The sequence below is a fragment of the Zavarzinella sp. genome (genome assembly GCA_041399155.1).
Taxonomy (GTDB): Bacteria; Planctomycetota; Planctomycetia; order Gemmatales; family Gemmataceae; genus JAWKTI01.
This window is the reverse complement of sequence record JAWKTI010000005.1, coordinates 116,320-133,923: the sequence shown is the minus strand read 5'-3', so window position 1 is coordinate 133,923 and position 17,604 is coordinate 116,320. Positions and strand designations below refer to the sequence as shown.

Here is a 17,604-nt window from a genome sequence, read left to right as displayed (position 1 = left end):
AGCTAACTTTGTTCGCGTGATTCAACTGTCTTCATGCGGATGGGTCGAGGCCAGTTGGGCATCCGCCAGTTGTACCACGTTGTTCAGAAACTGTTCCAGTGCATTGGTGGTATTCTGCATGATCTTGCCGCCAACAAGTTTTCCCACGATGGAAAATATGACGACATCCACTGCAAAGATACCCAGCAGAATATATACCCACACTCCCATTGGCGTGGTCAGGGAGAGAACAATACTGACAATCCCCAAGATCACAACGGTTAAAATCATCGGAAAAGTGCTGACAAATTTCTGCAACCAGCGAGCACTGCTGAGATCGGCTGAGAGTTGTAAGTTGTTATAGCCCGCACGCAGTTCAATTTGAGACGCCCCAAGCAGTGGGTCCTGACGATTATTGTTATAGCCACTGCTGGTGGCCAGAACGTGCTGTTCACTATGTTCCTGCAACGAAAATCCACGAGAAACCAGAATGGTCATCGCTTTTTCAATCGCTGTTGCACCCCGTCCGTGGTATTCCATCTGGGTTTCATAATCGCCGAGCATGATTCCAGCCTCTTTATTACCGTTTTAACGTTATTCGCCCCACGGTGCGTGAGATTTCGCAAAAACGGATTTTCATCGGTTTCCGCCCATAGAAAATGATATTTTTCTCATTTTTTTCGTTAGCCACGGACTGGCAGGCGTTTGACACCCCACATGGTGTGTTTGACGGGTTGTTTCACCAACTCCCACATGCCCAGATTAGAAAAATCCTGAAAAACTTTGGCTGCCTTATCCAGCTTATGTTGCCCACGGTGGGCCCAAAGCAGGTAACGCAACGTCAGGGGGCCTTCTTTGGAAATCGTGTGGGGCCCATCCATGCATACAGACGCACCCATCCAGCCATCTTCGCGGACGTGCCACTTCACCGGGTGACCGGGATTGCCTGGATGGTCGAAATAGGTAATCCCTTCCTGATCCCCACCTGGTGCGGGCCCAGAATAGTCCATCCAGCGGAACGCTTTGCCAAACAGGGCAGGTTCTCCCTTCGTGCCATCCGATCCGGTCAATTCCCCACCGCCAAAGTGGGCGGAAAGGTGCTTTGCCACCCGCACGGCCAGAAAGCCAAAATTAGTTTTGCCGAATTCCAGTTCTGCCGCCACCGGTTTGAAGGTGGTCTGGATTTCCAGAAACAGCTCTTTATCTGGTCCGGGCCGCACCGCCACAATCACGTCCTGTACCAGCAGATCTTTTGGGTCGTGGCCATCCTGCCAGCCCAGTTGTACTGCCATCACCGCTTCATCCGCACCATCGACGTAGCAGTACCAATCTTTCTGATAAATTTTCGGCGGTTTGCGATCTGCCCAGAAATCGATGCCCAGCACCTTATTGTGGGCGAACCAGATTGAACGATGATGATCGTGGTTTGGAGCACCCGGATGTCCCATCCGTGTCAGCACGGTGCCAGATGGCCCCACCAGCGGATAGAGAAACGGCCGTGGGTAATCGGGACCGTAATGCCAACGCAGGCGTTCTTCACCATCAATGCGAAAAACGGCCTGATGATCGGCTGTGGGCACTACTTCACAACGGGGAAATTGAAACGCCATCTGCTTACTCCGTGCGGAATTTTATCCTGAAGTATGGTACCAGACCCGCACGAACTTAGCGAAGGGAAAAATTGGCGGGGCTTTATTACTTGATCTTCGGTTCAAAGACTCCAAAGTCGCTGATGATTCGGCATTGGGGCATCGCAGCCGCGAATGTCTTTACCCCTTCTGCAGTCACTTTCGTATGATTCAAATCAAGATGTTTAAGCTTTTTGCAATCTTTCAGGTGGACTAGTCCTTCGTCACTTACTCTCGTGCTGCCCAGGAATAACAGACCGAGATTGTTGAAATCCTTGATGTGGACCAGTCCTTCATCCGTTACTGGGGTTGCCTCCATTTGTATTGCTTGAAGAGACGGGATTTCTTTCAGATACTCCAGTCCAGCATCTCCAACTTTAGTGCCACTCACGTTTAACCATTCAAGATTAGGCAAGCCCTTCAACTGTGCCAAACCGACATCAGTAACAATCGATCCGAGGAGAGTTATCTCTTTTAGTGAAGTGATGTTCTTTAAATGTGCTAGTCCATCATCGGTTATTAATGCAACCTGTGTCTGGAAGGAAACAAGCGACTTTAAATTTTTAAGGATTAATAATTCATCATCGTTAATTCTCATCCAATGCATTTTAATGTGTGTAATTTCAAAATCTGCTTTTGGAAGATCGATCATTGCTTTAATATCACCGACATTTTTAATTCCTACCGTTCCACCATGGCAGAGCACCCACTCGGCTGCTCGACGATCTGCCGCCGGGCCTTCTACTGGGGGTAGCTGGCTCAGTTCCATGGTCTTCCAGAAATCTGCTGCAGGTCGGTCATTAATTTTCTCCAGTGTTTTGATCTCACGAAGCAACTGGCAATCGCGCTGATAGTTGAAATTGCAGCGGATGGTTTTTAAAGGCATTCCTTTGACTGGTGCTAAATTGGTTACTTTCGAGCCATCACACTCCAGAAAAACCAAGCTTAACTCTTTGATCGGCGACAAATCTGCAACGAGTGTATTTGTTAATGTTAACTTCTGAAGCTTCATGTTTTCCAGCGGCTTTAAACTTTGGACTTTTGTATTTGAACAATGAAGCGTTTTGAGAGGAAGCGAAGTCAAAGGTTCAAGATCGCTGACTTGCGATGTGTTCATACCCAGGAATTCAAGTGGTAATTTCTTCAACAGCGACAGATCAGGGTTCTGATTCGCACCACCCAGATTTAACCATGTCAGCGGCATACCCTCCAGTGGCATCAAATCTTTGTAAGGGCAGGCCCAGAGATCCAGCCATTTGATCGGCATCCCTTGTAGTGGAGACAGATCAGTGATGGGATTAGATCCAATATAAAGCACTTCTAATTTCAGTCCTTTAAGTGGGGAAATATCTGCTAATTTCCCCGGATCATAAGCATTAGCTCCAGTCATTTGTAAACTAACAAGACTATTTATAGCCTTCAATGGAGCAATATTTGAAACTTTCATCGTAAAAAATTTCAGGTAAATTACTTTATTTTTCTCGATGGTCGGTTCCAGCTTCCCATCAAAGCCAGGATTGAGTCGCTTCAATTCTTCGCTGAGTTCTTTTACCTGCTCTTCTGCAGGTAGAGCTGCCAGCCACTTGTATTCAGGATCGTAATCACGAATGAGTTTCTTGGGTTCTGGCTTCGGTGGTTCAGGCGTCACAATCCTGCCATCGATTTCGATCTTCGATTGATCGTCGACCTTTAACTCGGTTACCGTGCCATCCTTGTTAGTGATTTTGATGATGATGTAGCCACCCGCTACCACGATCAGCAGTGGAACGAGAAAAAGTAGTATTCGAAAAAAAGTATTTTTCTTTACGCTGGACGGCATGTCGACAGTAGGTTTATTGGCAATAGAGTCTACTGCTGTTGCCTGTCCTGCCAGTGGAAGTACTGTGGATGTAATGTTTGCGGAAGTTACTGTTCGATTCTCCAAAGGCTCCCAAAATCGCAACAACTGGCTCAATTCGCTTTCAACATCCTGAGCAGTCTGGGGACGCTGATCAGGATTCTTAGCCAACAGTCGATGAATGAAATTTGCCAGTTCTGGTGGAATATTCGGTTGTAAATCTAGAATCGGTGTTGGTTCTTTTATTAGTAAATCCTTCAGCACCTGACCTGGATGATTACCAGGAAATGGAGTTTGACCTGTAACAAGTCGATAGAGAACTGCACCCAGGCTGAAGAGATCCGAGCGTCCGTCGAGCTGTTCGCCACTTGCCTGCTCCACCGACATATAGGCAGGTGTCCCCAGAATTGAACCATTACTGGTTACCTCTGGGCCATTATCTGCAAAAGATTTCGCCAGCCCAAAATCCAATATTTTGATGCGGCCATCAGGAACTTCGCACCAGAGGTTTCCTGGTTTAATGTCGCGGTGGATTAACCCAAGTTCGTGTGCTTTTGCCAAACCACGGGCCACATCACGTCCGATCCGAATAATCTCTGGAATTGAAAGTGAGCCCTTGCTGACCAGATATTCATCGAGAGGACAACCTTTCAGCAATTGTTGCGAAATGTAGGGAACGCCGTCAATTTCGGCTGCTTCATAGATGGCAACAACGTAATCACTGTCAATTTTTGCGGCAGCCCGTGCTTCTCTCAAAAATCGGGTTTTCGCAATCTCTTTCTTTGCAGCAGTGGGTAGCATTACTTTCAGTGCGACATCACGGTCAAGGTGCTCATCGTGTGCCTGATATACTGCCCCCATACCACCATGGCCCAGTTCTCTGATAATACGATACTTGCCCAATCTGCCAAGTTCCCCCGCAGCTAACGGTGGGGCAAAAGGAATGGCATCATGTGCTGATTCCGTCGTGTGCCCCAGATGCGTTTCAAGCTGCTGTGGTGGTGCAATGGGACGATTGGTCAGTGTTTCTGTAACCGGTTCATTATTTGGATTCGACATGTTTCCTGCTTGGGGCTATCTGTCCCAGGAAAAGCAATTTGAGATATTGTAGCAGAATAGTACGATCAAGTACTACTCATTGCAACACAAAAGGAACTGAGTATGCTGGTTGGGCTATTCCAGGAAACAATGAATGTATTTAGAATTAATCAGGATTCAAAAAGTCAACGTGCCAAGGGATCTGCCCCCTATCGGGTGCCTTGTTTACTATTCAGCCACTCTTTCCAAGGTTTGGGATCGGCGGGGAAGCTCTGGCCGGACATCATTTCTAATGATTCGTGGGCCCGGCTTCGCAGTGCGACATCCCGTTCTGATTCCATAATCTCGACCAGGGCCTGCATCGCAGCGGGGTCATTCCGGTATTCACCAAGAGAGCGGATTGCTGCCAGACGCACGGTCTGGTGGTCGGTTTCGTTTGTCCCCACGGTGGCATTGAAGCGGGCGAGCGACAGGCTGTCCAGATTCTGTTGTGGGTTGATGTTAGTTTGTTGCTGTTTGGCAACTTCAATCAATAATTCACGTGCTTTGGGGCTTTGGATTTTGCCCAACCCCGCCAGACTGCGACAACGAATCGTTGTGATCGTATCGGGTGTGAATGATGCCACTTCGTTTGCTTTTTCCAGACCAGCAACGGGTTGAACATCCGCCGATCCTGTCGTCGGTGGGGCATTAAATGCGGCATTTCGATAGGCGTCGACCAGAATATCGGCGGCCTGGGGATCTTTAAAGTTGGCAGCAGCCTCAATTGCTGCGAGACGCACCAACGCCCGACGGTCAGTCGTGGCACCAGTACGCACCCACTGCACTGCTTTGGCCTGCTGGGCCGCATCGCCACCATTGTGGATTGGTTCTTCGAGATCGCGGAATGCTTTTTCCCGCCGATCCCCTTCTGGTGCGTTTTCCAGCACCCACATGGGCTCTTCTGCAGGTGTAAAGACTGCTTCTACCGGGTTCGACAGGAACCGTTCCCCAGTAACAAAATCGATTGTACTCGCGCAACCACTTGCACCACAAATAGTTACAGCGAAAAGTCGCATGAGCCATCGACGCATGAAATCCCCCCTGCGTATCAGATGCCAGCACTCGCGAAAGGTGCCAGCACGCCACCCAATACCACAGTGGGCGGAAAGGTCAAGGGAAACTTCGTGGGTGAAAATCAACCAAAGTGGATGGAATCAAAATAGATAGGAATATCCATCGTTGTACGCACGGTGGGGAATTATTTTTTCTTATCGACAGGTGGTAGTGGGTGTTCCTTGTGGGCTTCGTCGAAACCATTCGCGACGAACTTGGAAACCACTTCCGCATGGGCCTGGATCACCTTAACCACCGCAGGGTCTTCTGCGGTTTCCACCACTTTCACACCAGTTTTGGTCTTGGTGATTTCCATTTTCATCTTTTTGCCGTGGCGAAACGCTTCCGCAAAAAGAGGATCCCAGTACCGCACGCCTTTACCGGATTTCAACCGTTCGTACATCGCGGGCACATGTTCCTGAATCTTTTTCGCCACCTCGGGATTCTTCGATTCGGTAAATGTTTCCACGCCATTGTCCAGCATTTTCACCGTGCGGGTGATCTCTTTGTGGTTGCTCAGCAGGAAGTGAAACGTGTCGCGATCACGCACAAATTCCTTATCCCCTGCTTTCCCTTTTGGCTGCCCCGCGGCTGGATTCTTTGCCGGCTCGTCTGCTAACAGGGAAACCATTCCCACCGCCAGCAACATCATCGCTACTACTCGTTTCATGTCCAACCCCCTTATCTCTTAGGTACAGTTATTGTATCCCAAACAACAAGGGCAGATCCGTATTGGTGAGACAAGTAAACTCTCCTGTAGAAATTTTTCCGACGCGATAATAGCTGAGTAAAGCAGTTTGTGAAAAAAATGGGGAAAATCGAAAAAAGGTTGCAAAACCCGTCAGAATTGTTACTATCGAGGATGAGTATTTAAGTGCTGTTGCTCAGATGCCAGGACGATCAGAATATGCTGCTGTCATTTCGCTGGCTTTCAAAAAAATCGGATGAAGAAGATGCAGTGGATGCTGTAGACTAACTCGACAAATTATCAACAACCTTCAAAATTGGCGAAGGTTTGGGATGAAAGCAAGTCGGTAAGGAAAATGAAGTTGGAAGACAAAAATGCGAAGTAACATTGATCGACATGCCCATGCCCTAAGTTCCATTGGATAGAGCAATGCATAGATTTATACTGTTTGTATGGTTGATCGTCCATAATTTTGTAGTGGCCTCTTTTGGGGCTGCCCAGGATCATGATCCAGAAATTCTCAAAGCAATCTCTGCCTGGAAACGGAGGCAGCATGAGTATCCAATTTTCCAGTACCAGTATACGCCATTCAATACATCATATGATTCTGGTGTCAAACGCAAACCCTTCAGTCTGGGCGATATCACGATGGCAGTAGACTTTGCTAACGAACGAACAAAGATTGCGACAAAGAAAATTGACAAAAAAGATCGAACAGGCAAGAGATTCACTGAATCAATCGAAATCTATAATGGTAAATTTAATTCTTTAGTTGGATCGATTTATTTTGATGGAAAACTCGATACCACTATTGCAGACAACCCAAAATACATGATACAAAAGGGGGTTGTTAGCAGCTCCTTAATGTATAGTCAGTATCATTGCATCTTGAATTCGTATGCATGCTTATTACTACAACCTGGAGATGACACACGATTAAAAATTAACTACACGCCAGATCCCAGCTGGCTTAGCGTGCATCGTATATTACCAGAGAATCACATAGAATTTCAAACTCGTCCTTACGGAAAGTTCGGTACGTACTACAACATTATTGTTGACAGCACTAAAGATTACGCGATCAAAGAGATTCGTAGATTTCGAAAATCACCTGGTGAACAGCCTATCTTGCAGGAAGCGATGCAATTTGACTATCAATATACAGAATCGTACTGGCTGCCAAAAAGTATGGTGTTAACTACATTCAACACCAATGGCACCCCTAGTGTTGTATCTGAAGTGAAGGAATTTATTGCAACAAAAATTTCGGATCCCAATTCTCTATTTCGTTCACCCATACCGGAAGGCACTCCAATTGATCAATGGGTGATTCCAGATGGTGGTGGGAACACCAGATTTGTCTTAGACAAATCAAAATTGTCTAAAGCAGTTGTTAAAGATGAGGAATTGCTGCAAGTAGAAGTAAATAGGGATGGTACTTACGAAATTATTTATCCTCCATGGCGAAAATATCTTATTTTTGGGCTGTTATCAGCGAATCTTTTTCTAGTGTTACTGTTGGTTTATCGAAGATATTCCAAGTAGCATCCTGATTTGCAAAGGATATTCTTTCGATGTCGCGACGTGCTTTTAGTTTGGTTGAATTGCTGGTAATTATCGCAATTATCGCCATTCTTGCTGGTCTGATTATTCCAGCTGTCCAACGTGTGCGTTCTGCCAGTGAGCGTACCATCTGTATCAATCAGTTAAAACAGCTCGGTCTGGCATTTCATTCATTTCATGCATCGCACGGAAGTTTCCCCCCTGGCTCAACCTCATTTAACGATCCTCATCAACCTTTACTTGGTTGGGTTCCCAGGATTTCCCCTCATTTTGAGCAGGACAAGATCTGGCAACGTGCTGTAGTTGCTTATCAGCATTCACCATGGCATTTACAGCAAGTTGCAGGCTATCAGCATCCTGACACAGAACAGTTAAGGATGGTTAGTTGTCCATCGGACCCACGGTTCAGCGATTTCGTATGCCGTGATCCCGAGTTTGAGTTACCTCATTCTCTGACATCTTACATTGCTGTATCAGGCGAGGCTGCTGATCGCACAACCGGTGTGATGTACATCGATTCAAAAACGCGTATAGCCGACATTACGGATGGCACCAGCACTACCTTGTTAGTAGGTGAACGTCCACCTTCTAAGGATAATCGCTATGGTTGGTGGTATTCTGGATTAGGCCTGGAGGGATTGGGAACTGCTGACATGCACCTGGGTGTTCACGAAATAAATTCGTATCCCAAAGATAACTACAAGGATTGTTCTTTAGGTCCTTATCAATACTCCCTCGGTGATTCAGACAATATTTGCTCTATGTTTCACTATTGGTCATTTCATACTGGTGGGGCCAATTTTCTGATGTGCGATGGCAGTGTTCGCATGATTAGATATGCTGGTAACTCATCATTGTTGTCGCTAGCTACTCGCGCCAGTCAAGATATTGTCAACGATCAGTAGTGTTCTTTACACCCCTGTGAACAGCACGGAGCCCATGCCAAGGACGCTTTCAATTTCATCCACCGGGATGGTGCTGGGGTTCACCAGGTATTCCCCACCCAGGCGGAAGCGGGCCTTTTTACCCAGGGCATCGTTTACCTGAACGAACACCGGGCAGTTGCCGCGGGCACGGGTCAGCACACTTTGCAGAAAAGGCAATTGCTCTGGACCGTGCTGCCCCAGGGTCAGGTTAATGATTAAGCCTTTCGTCAATTCCTGGCGGGCCTGTTCCATCGTCATCAGTTTTTTCAGAATCACCACTTTGCCACTGCCGCGGGCATCGTCTTCCACGTTGGCTTCAAACAGGTAAACCGCATCGTCCGTGAAATGTTCGGCAAACGTGATAAAGGAATCCGGCCACATCACACACTCGACCTGGCTGGTAAAATCCTCTACTTTGCAACGCACATAGCGGGCACCTTTCTTGGTGGTCATCTGGCGAATCTGGGACAGCATCCCACCAAAACGAACTTCGGTGCCGTGGCGGGCTTCATTCACCTGATTACAGGTGTGGGTGCTGAATCGCCGTAACTGTGCTTCATGTTCTGCCAGTGGGTGGCTGGAAAAGTAGAAGTCCAGGGCTTCTTTTTCAAACTTTAACTGTTCCGTGTTCGACCAGCGATCAACGACCGGTAAATCATCTGCACCATCCCCTCCTGTCGTGCCCGCTTCTTCAGCAAACATGTCAAACAGGTCGCCTTGGCCACGTTCGCGGTCGCGTTGTTTCTGTTCTGCAGACTGGATGGCACCGGAAAGCACCGCAATCAACTGAGCACGGTGGGCAAACGGTTTGGAGAATGAATCGAACGCACCAGCTTTGATTGCTCGTTCAATCGCTGATCGCGAGGTAATTTTGGTGTCTACCCGTTCGCAGAAATCGTAAATGCTTTTGAACGGCCCACCTTCAGCTCGAGCACGGGAAATTTCTTCTGCAGCATTGCGACCGAGGCCCTTGATGGCCACCAGGCCGAAAATGACCTGGCCGTTCTTTACCGTAAAATCTGGCTCCCCACGGTTCACATCCGGTGGGAGAACCTGCACGCCATATTTGCGGGTATCGGCAATGTGGTCGACCAGCATTTCGCGCTTATTGCCATCTTCAATTTCTGAAGAGAGCAGTGCGGCCATAAATTCTGCGGTGTAGTGCCGTTTTAAGTAGGCAGTCTGGTACGAAACCTGAGCATATGCTGCGGAGTGCGATTTATTGAAGCCGTAGCCACCGAACTTCACAATCAGATTGAAGATTTCTTCCGCTTTCTGATCTGACAGGCCTTTAGTGGTGGCACCTTTAATGAAATCGATCTTGCGGGCATCAATAATTTCCTGCTTTTTCTTGCTGATCGCCTTGATACATGCATACGCACTGGAAAGTTCAATCCCACCCAGGCGGTTGAGGATACGCATGACCTGTTCCTGGTATACCATCACGCCGAACGTTTCCGACAGCACCTCTTCCATGATGGGGTGGGGATAATTTGGCTGCCGACGACCATGTTTGCATTCGATGTATTCATCCACCATCCCACCTTCCAGTGGGCCAGGACGATACAGTGCCGTACAGGCGATGATATCACGAATGTTGTCGGGCCGCAGGCGTTTCAACAGTTCGCGAATGCCATCCGATTCAAATTGAAATACCCCCTTGGCATCCCCACGCTGCAACAGTTGATACGTGGGCAGATCGTCCATCGGGATGGCAAATATATCCAGATCCAGTTTGTGGTTCTGTTTGATCAGTTTCAGGGCATTATCAATCAGGCTGAGCGTGCGTAAGCCCAGGAAGTCCATCTTGAGCATACCGATCTGTTCCAGGTCGCCCATCACCCATTGTGTGGTAATGGCCTGCCGCACCTCGCCAGCATCATCTTTCCGTTTGATCACCTGAATCGGCACATAATCGGTAATGGGCCCGTTGGCAATCACCACGCCGGCTGCGTGGGTGCCTGCGTTACGATTGGTGCCTTCCAGTTTCAGGGCAATATCAATCCACTCCCGCACATTGCGGTCCGATTCATATTCCTTGCGGAACTCCACTGAGCTTTTCAGTGTGTCTTCAATGGTGGTGCCAGGTTTAGCACTGACCCACTTGGTCATGAAGTTCACCCGCTCCAGTGGGATATCCAGCACGCGGCCCACGTCTTTGATGGCTGCCTTGGCTGCCATGGTGCCAAAGGTGCCAATCTGGGCGACGCTTTGTTCGCCGTAGCGTCGTTTCACATAATCAATGACCATTTCCCGCCGATCCTGGCAGAAATCGATATCGATATCGGGTGCTTCACTTCGATTGGGATCCAGGAACCGTTCGAACAGCAAGTCGTATTCAATCGGATCGACGTGGCTGAGGTATAACACGAACGATACCACGGCACCACAACCGGAACCACGGGCGGAACAGGGAATGCCGTTTTCACGTGCGAAGCGAACAAAGTCCCACACAATCAGGAAGTAGCCAGCAAAGCCCATCTTGCAGATGATGCCCAATTCGTGCTCCAGGCGATCTTTCGCCACCTGGCTGGGTTCGGCACCATAGCGTTCCACCATCCCTGCCGCACAGAGTTCCCGCAGGTAGTCTTCGGGTGTTTTGCCTGAAGGTGGGGTAAACACCGGGAAATGCCGCTGTTTGAAGTTGATCTGAATATCAACACCATCGGCGATCTTCTGCGATTGCGCCACCGCTTCCAATTGATCGGGAAACAGCCGGGCCATATCTTCTGGCGAACGCACATAGTATGGGTTGGGCAGTTTTCCTTCGGGATACTGCTTCTTGGCTGGGTTACGCTTGCGACCCGTGTTAATACAGAACAGCACGTCGTGGGCTTCTGCATCATCCGCACTCAGATAGTGGGCATCGGCAGTGGCCACCAGTGGAATCCCGGCTTTTTTGGCGATCCGAATCGCTTCGGGTGTTACCTGATCCTGCAAATCCAGGCCGTTGTTCTGCAACTCAATGTAGTAATCATCGCCAAAGACCTTTTGAAACCACTGTGCGGAGTTCAGTGCTTTCCGCACATCGCCTTTGAGGATGAAATCGTTTAATTCACCTGCGAGACACCCACTGAGACACACCAGTCCTTCGCAGTGGGCTTCCAGCAACTCCCGATCGATCCGTGGATGACGATAAAAACCTTCCGTGTAAGCAATGGAAGCCATTTTGATCAGGTTTTTAAAGCCTTGCAGATTTTTTGCCAGCAAGGTCAGGTGCGTCGAAGCATCCCCCTGTTTCAGATTTTTGTCCAGGCGATGACCCGTCGCCAGATATGCTTCATAACCAATGATCGGCTTGATCCCACCTTTGGTACATTCGTTGTAAAACTCGATAGCACCAAACAGGTTACCGTGGTCGGTAATGGCAAGGGCATTCATGCCCTGCTTTTTTGTTTGTGCCACCAGTTCTGGAATGCGGTTGGCCCCATCCAGCAGACTGTAGTGAGTATGGCAATGTAAATGCACAAAAGACGGTTGAGTCATCAATCTGTTATCCGTGGGATTTCGATCTGGGCAAAACACAAAACAACTGAAAAGTTATTTTAGCGATGATCCCACGTGAGGGTATCGATGGAACGCATTATCAGTCGGGAAACATGGCCCGGTACTTGTTGTAAGTCGTCCAATCCATCAATGGGCTGGGATCGCCCTGCTTGAAGCCAGGATTCAGCCGACGCACGTTGTAAGCGGCACGGGTTTCTGCGGGCATCAGATTCTGGAAGTTAGCAGCATTGTTCTGCACATTATTCTGTTGGCGGGCCATGAATGCCTGACGTTGTTGATTCACAATCATCTGGTTGTTCTGCATCTGCGCCTGAAGCTGCTGCATCTGCATTTGCTGCATTTGCATCTGATTCATCTGGCCGCCACCCTGCATTCCACGCATGCCGCCTTGCATCCCCATCTGACCACCACCCATGCCACCTCGACCACCACCCATCATGCCGCCCTGTTGGCCTCCACCCTGGCAATTGCCACCACCCATACCACCTCGGCCTCCGCCCATCTGGCCGCCTCCTCCCATCATTCCTCCACCCATTCCACCGCGACCACCCATCTGGCCGCCTCCCATGCCACCTCGGCCTCCACCCATCTGGCCGCCTCCGCCGCCCATCATTCCACCGCGACCCCCCATCTGGCCGCCTCCTCCCATCATTCCTCCACCCATTCCACCGCGACCTCCGCCTCCGCCGCCACCTGGGCCACCACGACCACCTCTACCCTGTGCGTGGGCATCCAGCGCCCAGGAACCAAAAATTGCTACCGTTGCCAACGCTGTTGACAGAAACCATTTGCGATGTGACATTACCAATTCTCCCGTTGATAGAAAGGATGTGCCCCACGACACTATGCTGCACAAAAGAACCAATTTGCAATCTCTGTGCCAAAGCAGGAAAATAAAATCAAGAATTTCTTCAAGTATCAATAAATTAAGGACTTATGAAAGTATCCCGCATGGAAATTGGTTGTTCAGGCGGATGATATTGCTGTTGCAGAATCGGTCACTGTATCAAAATACACCACAAAAAGTGTTCGATTTTGCTACACTTTCGACGTTATGGCAAAAAAATTTGCGGAATTGTAGATTTTTTCTCAAGATTCGCGCAAGTCGGTAGAATTGGTACGTTCTGTGGTACTCATGAGGGCTTTACCGTTGATGGAATATCGGGAAATGCTGGAAAAGGATATTCCAGCCGCACTGGAACTTTGGGAAGGGTGCCGTGGCATTCGCTTACGGGATGTTGATTCCCACAGTAACCTGGTGACTTTTTTACAGCGTAACCCCACGTGCAGTCAGGTGGCTCTGGAAAATTGCATCCTGGTTGGGGTGGCGATGGCCGGCCACGATGGGCGACGGGGTTTCCTTTACCACGTGGCAGTAAAAACCGATCGCCGTCGCAAAGGTGTGGGCACCCAATTGGTCGAACGGTGTCTGCAGGCACTTGCCACCCAGGGGATCTTAAAGTGCAATATTCTCATCGAAGCCGACAATCAATCGGGTGAAGAGTTCTGGCGAGCTATCGGCTGGCAAACTCAACCTTCGCTGCTCTTCATGAACATCAACCGAGGCCCGGAAAACGCGTAAGAATTAATCTTTCGGCTTACTGTTACGGGTGTCCTTTTTCAGAACTTCAATCGCTTTCTCACGCATTTCTGCGGGAACCATGACTTGATACTCCTTCTCACCCACAAAATGATGAGGTATCAACGCCGTTTGGAATATTCGTTCTAATAGAGATGCATCTTTCGGATCAATGGTTTTCAGCAGCACATAAGACTTCCGTGGATCAGGGACGACAACAAACGTATATTCATGCGGTTGCTTATTAATGGTGATCGTTACCTTCTCTTCCCCTACTTTTGTCGCTTCGAAATAGAATTGTACTTCTCTCTCGTATTTGAACTGATTGCGAGGATTCAAATTTGGTGCCGGCAATGCATCAATTTTTTTTAATTCAAGTAACCCTCTCTCAAACTGACTTGCATTTTCATAATCAACTGCACGTATCCCATGCGGTGACAGCATGACAATCCCTTTTTTTTCCGTTGTAACTTCCAATTCTTTTACATACGGAGTTGCATTGTTTGAAAAAATCATGTGCGTATACTTTAATTCAATCAAAGTACCCTCGCGAAGTTCATATCTACCTGGTTTGGAAATTTCACCTCCGCGTAACCGACTTGCCTCGATGTTTGGCCGGAAAACTTCTGGCAATGCTTTCCCATTCACTTTGTAGAAATCCAATAGTCGAAAGGGGTAATCATTTTGTTCTTCTTTTGGCAAAATCTTTGATGGTTTTTCCTGAACAATTTCTTTTTCCTGTACCGTGGGTTGTTGTGCGGCAGATTGCGTCAGCCAGCGATTGCCTACCGTCAGAACCAACGTGGTGGCGATGATGCATGCCAGCGCCATTTTCCCTGTTGAATACATTGTGAAAGCTCCCTGGGCGAATTGTGAAATATTTGCTGGAATGTTCATTTGATGAATGAGCATCTCTGCTGTGCGTGCGGGCAGTGCTGCAGCAGGTGTGGCCAGACCAATCGTCGCAAGTACCGGCAGGCAAAGTCCTTTCGATTGCAATTCCCGGACGACTTTTGCTTTAGCACGGCTTAACCGACCAGAAAGTGTGCCGAGTTTCCAGCCTAGCTGTTCTGCCGCTTCTGTTAAGCCTTTCCCTTCCAGACAGCACAGAACAAACGCGGTGCGATAGGTTTCCGGCATGCCCGAAACGATTTCATATACCTGCTGCAAGGTTTCATCCCACAGTTGGTTGGCAACAACTTCGCTCCCTTCAGCACGTGCGGCACCATGTTCATGGTGCTGACGCCGATTTTGGGCACGGCGAATCCTGGCACAGATGCGAAAAGCAACCTGATACAACCAGGATCCAATCTGTTCGGGTTTTCGGATTGATGTATGTCGCTGGTAGAGCACCAGAAAGGCAGACTGGTAAGCATCTTCCGCATCCGCTTCGCACGCCAATTGACTGCGACAAACCGCCCACACCAGCCTGCTGTAACGGTGCACCAGTTCCTGAAAGGCCACTTGGTCGTTTGAACGTAACCGCTCCAGCAACGCCTGATCGGTGCTGGCCGGGGTGCGAATTTGCTGCACCAGGTGCTGAATCGATTGCTTCACCGCCTCACCCACATTTGAACACTCATCTAGTTAGTACCCGCCATGGGCTATGTTGTACCATTGCGGCAAAAAATTGTGGGAAATTCATGTAGTTAGTGCATTATTGAAACAGAGGAGTTCATCTGGCAAACTTGGGGATTTTAATGTGTAACATTCTCATCGAAGTCGACAACCAATCCGGTGAAGAGTTCTAGAAACAACAACGATTAAGGTCCGTGTTTCGCGCAAATGTTACTAAACCCGCCGCCACGTGGCACATCTACCGCGATTCCGGAAGATATCTTCGCTAGCAGCATCTCCAGTATGCTTAACCAACGTAGGGAAGTCGCTAAGCGCCTGCGAGAGCTGACCGTGGAGTGCCTGGAACGGAGCCCCACCTGCGGTGTAATTCGATAGTCCAGCAACGTAGGCAGCCTGATTACGCTGGGCGAGTGCAAGAATAAACTCGTGGCTGGTGAATTCACGATCTGTTGGCATCAAACTGATGATCGTCTCGAATTCGGCAATTAGTTCGTCCATAGAAAATCTCCTGGTAGCTGTGTTGCAAATTAGTCTTCGGTAAAACATTCTCAAAACGTTCTGTACTTGAGAAATGTGGATATTCAGTAGTCAGACATACCTCGCACATTTAAAACGTACTGATTAAATCTAAACCGATAAAATAATAACTGTATATTAATTTTATTGATATTTAGATGATGTTTTACCAAATCGTCCCACATAACGATAATGGCACTTTAACAGAATCTTTACAGCAAGTGCAAGTATTTATGCCACATTTTTGGAAGTTTTTCTCAAAATAGGTCACAGTCGAAAAACCAAATTTAAAATAAAATTGTTCTTTATCTAAAGAGTTTAGCCAAATAGAATCTGAGTGAGGAAACTTGTTTCCCATCGCCAGTTTTTTACTTTGACTTGGGCTTTGTTGCATTCATACGTGCTGTCAACATCAACAATTTTATCTGGGCATCGTAATTCATTGCTTTGGCGCGATGAAGCTCAACGCTGTTAACAAGACCGGCGTTGAATTGCTTTTGAACTTTATTCTGGATTTTATTGGCGAGTTCAAGATAAGCCTCAAAGTACGGCTTTTGCTTTGCCAGATTATCCGCGTATAGTTCAGTTACTGCAGTAAGTAATCGTTCATGTACATTGCGTAATTCTATTTCAGATATTAATCCAAGTTGCTGTTGCTGGGTCAGCTCTTTTAATTCGGCTTCTATTTCGTTGAAACGCAATTGAAACAGTTGCAACAACGTTTCTTCAACATTTTTCAGTTTGTCCTCATTTGAAGTTGGGCTATCGGAATTTTTTGGCTTCTGGGTGGGTGAAGGTGTCTGCACCGTGGGTTGTTGTGCGGCAGATTGCGTCAGCCAGCGATTGCCTACCGTCAGAACCAGAGTGGTGGCGATGATGAACGCCACCACCATTTTCCCTGTTGAATACATCGTCAATGCTCCCTGGGCGAATTGTGAAATATTTGCTGGAATGTTCATCCTGTTGATAAGCATCTCTGCTGTGCGTGCGGGTAAAGCTGCGGCAGGTGTCGCCAGACCGATTGTTGCCAGCACTGGCATGCACAGTCCTTTGGACTGCAATTCCTTGATCACTTTTGCTTTTGCCCGGCTTAAACGACCAGAAAGTGTGCCCAGTTTCCAGCCAAGCTGTTCAGCCGTTTCTGTTAAACCTTTCCCTTCCAGACAGCACAGCACAAACGCAGTGCGGTAGGTTTCCGGCAAGCCAGCAACGATTTCGTAGACCTGCTGCAGGGTTTCATCCCACAGTTGGGTGGCAACTACAACCTCACTCCCCTCGGCACGCGCGGCACCAATTTCATATCGCTGGCGTCGCTGTTGGGCACGGCGAACTTTGACACAGATTCGAAAAGCAACCTGATACAACCAGGATCCAATCTGTTCGGGTTTTCGGATTGATGTATGTCGCTGGTAGAGCACCAGAAAGGCAGACTGGTAAGCATCTTCCGCATCCGCTTCGCACGCCAATTGACTACGACAAACCGCCCACACTAACCTGCTGTAACGGTGCACCAGTTCCTGAAAGGCTGCAGGGTCGTTTGACCGCAACTGTTCCAGTAACACCTGATCAGTACTTGCCGGCGTGCGAATCTGTTGCACCAGGTGCTGTATCGATTGCTTCAACGTTTTATCCGCATTTGAACATTCATGGAGTAAGTACCCACCACGGGC

Annotated in this window: 13 protein-coding genes; 3 read left to right on the top strand and 10 right to left on the bottom strand. The window is 48.3% G+C overall.

What is annotated here, in order from left to right; genetic code table 11:
* Positions 1-21: 21 nt before the first annotated feature.
* The 5 genes from R3B84_21000 to R3B84_20980 all read right to left on the bottom strand — a co-directional run bounded on the left by R3B84_21000 (position 22) and on the right by R3B84_20980 (position 6,247).
* A complete protein-coding gene (locus R3B84_21000; GenBank protein ID MEZ6143050.1) occupies positions 22-543 on the bottom strand; it encodes a hypothetical protein in 522 nt (173 codons plus the stop codon).
* A 119-nt stretch (positions 544-662) separates the two neighbouring features.
* Positions 663-1,589 carry a PmoA family protein gene (locus R3B84_20995; protein ID MEZ6143049.1) on the bottom strand — a complete coding sequence of 309 codons (927 nt, stop codon included), beginning with the start codon at positions 1,587-1,589 and terminating at the stop codon, positions 663-665.
* 85 nt (positions 1,590-1,674) lie between these two features.
* On the bottom strand, positions 1,675-4,503 hold the full coding sequence (locus R3B84_20990; protein MEZ6143048.1) for a protein kinase: 2,829 nt from the start codon (positions 4,501-4,503) through the stop codon (positions 1,675-1,677).
* A gap of 188 nt (positions 4,504-4,691) precedes the next feature.
* Positions 4,692-5,555, bottom strand: coding sequence for a HEAT repeat domain-containing protein (locus tag R3B84_20985; GenBank protein MEZ6143047.1), 864 nt, complete (start codon positions 5,553-5,555; stop codon positions 4,692-4,694).
* A 167-nt stretch (positions 5,556-5,722) separates the two neighbouring features.
* A complete protein-coding gene (locus tag R3B84_20980) occupies positions 5,723-6,247 on the bottom strand; it encodes a hypothetical protein (protein MEZ6143046.1) in 525 nt (174 codons plus the stop codon).
* A gap of 447 nt (positions 6,248-6,694) precedes the next feature.
* Between R3B84_20980 and R3B84_20975 the strand changes: the two genes are divergently transcribed.
* A complete protein-coding gene (locus tag R3B84_20975) occupies positions 6,695-7,810 on the top strand; it encodes a hypothetical protein (GenBank protein ID MEZ6143045.1) in 1,116 nt (371 codons plus the stop codon).
* Positions 7,811-7,839: 29 nt separating this feature from the next.
* Positions 7,840-8,733: a DUF1559 domain-containing protein gene (locus tag R3B84_20970; protein MEZ6143044.1), complete on the top strand. Its 894-nt coding sequence runs from the start codon at positions 7,840-7,842 to the stop codon at positions 8,731-8,733.
* 6 nt (positions 8,734-8,739) lie between these two features.
* On the opposite strand, the gene dnaE is transcribed toward R3B84_20970, so the two are convergent.
* Both dnaE and R3B84_20960 read right to left on the bottom strand, forming a co-directional pair.
* Positions 8,740-12,240: a DNA polymerase III subunit alpha gene (dnaE, locus tag R3B84_20965; protein ID MEZ6143043.1), complete on the bottom strand. Its 3,501-nt coding sequence runs from the start codon at positions 12,238-12,240 to the stop codon at positions 8,740-8,742.
* Positions 12,241-12,340: 100 nt separating this feature from the next.
* A complete protein-coding gene (locus R3B84_20960; protein ID MEZ6143042.1) occupies positions 12,341-13,063 on the bottom strand; it encodes a hypothetical protein in 723 nt (240 codons plus the stop codon).
* Between the two features lie 333 nt (positions 13,064-13,396).
* Between R3B84_20960 and R3B84_20955 the strand changes: the two genes are divergently transcribed.
* Positions 13,397-13,843, top strand: a complete 447-nt coding sequence (locus R3B84_20955) for a GNAT family N-acetyltransferase (protein ID MEZ6143041.1) — start codon at positions 13,397-13,399, stop codon at positions 13,841-13,843.
* 3 nt (positions 13,844-13,846) lie between these two features.
* Here the strand turns inward: R3B84_20955 and R3B84_20950 are convergent, their stop codons facing one another.
* From R3B84_20950 to R3B84_20940, 3 genes are all read right to left on the bottom strand, one after another.
* Positions 13,847-15,397 (bottom strand): sigma-70 family RNA polymerase sigma factor, encoded by a 1,551-nt coding sequence (locus R3B84_20950; GenBank protein MEZ6143040.1) that lies wholly within the window; start codon positions 15,395-15,397, stop codon positions 13,847-13,849.
* A 234-nt stretch (positions 15,398-15,631) separates the two neighbouring features.
* Positions 15,632-15,916 carry a hypothetical protein gene (locus R3B84_20945; GenBank protein ID MEZ6143039.1) on the bottom strand — a complete coding sequence of 95 codons (285 nt, stop codon included), beginning with the start codon at positions 15,914-15,916 and terminating at the stop codon, positions 15,632-15,634.
* 386 nt (positions 15,917-16,302) lie between these two features.
* Positions 16,303-17,556 (bottom strand): sigma-70 family RNA polymerase sigma factor, encoded by a 1,254-nt coding sequence (locus R3B84_20940; GenBank protein ID MEZ6143038.1) that lies wholly within the window; start codon positions 17,554-17,556, stop codon positions 16,303-16,305.
* Positions 17,557-17,604 lie beyond the last annotated feature (48 nt).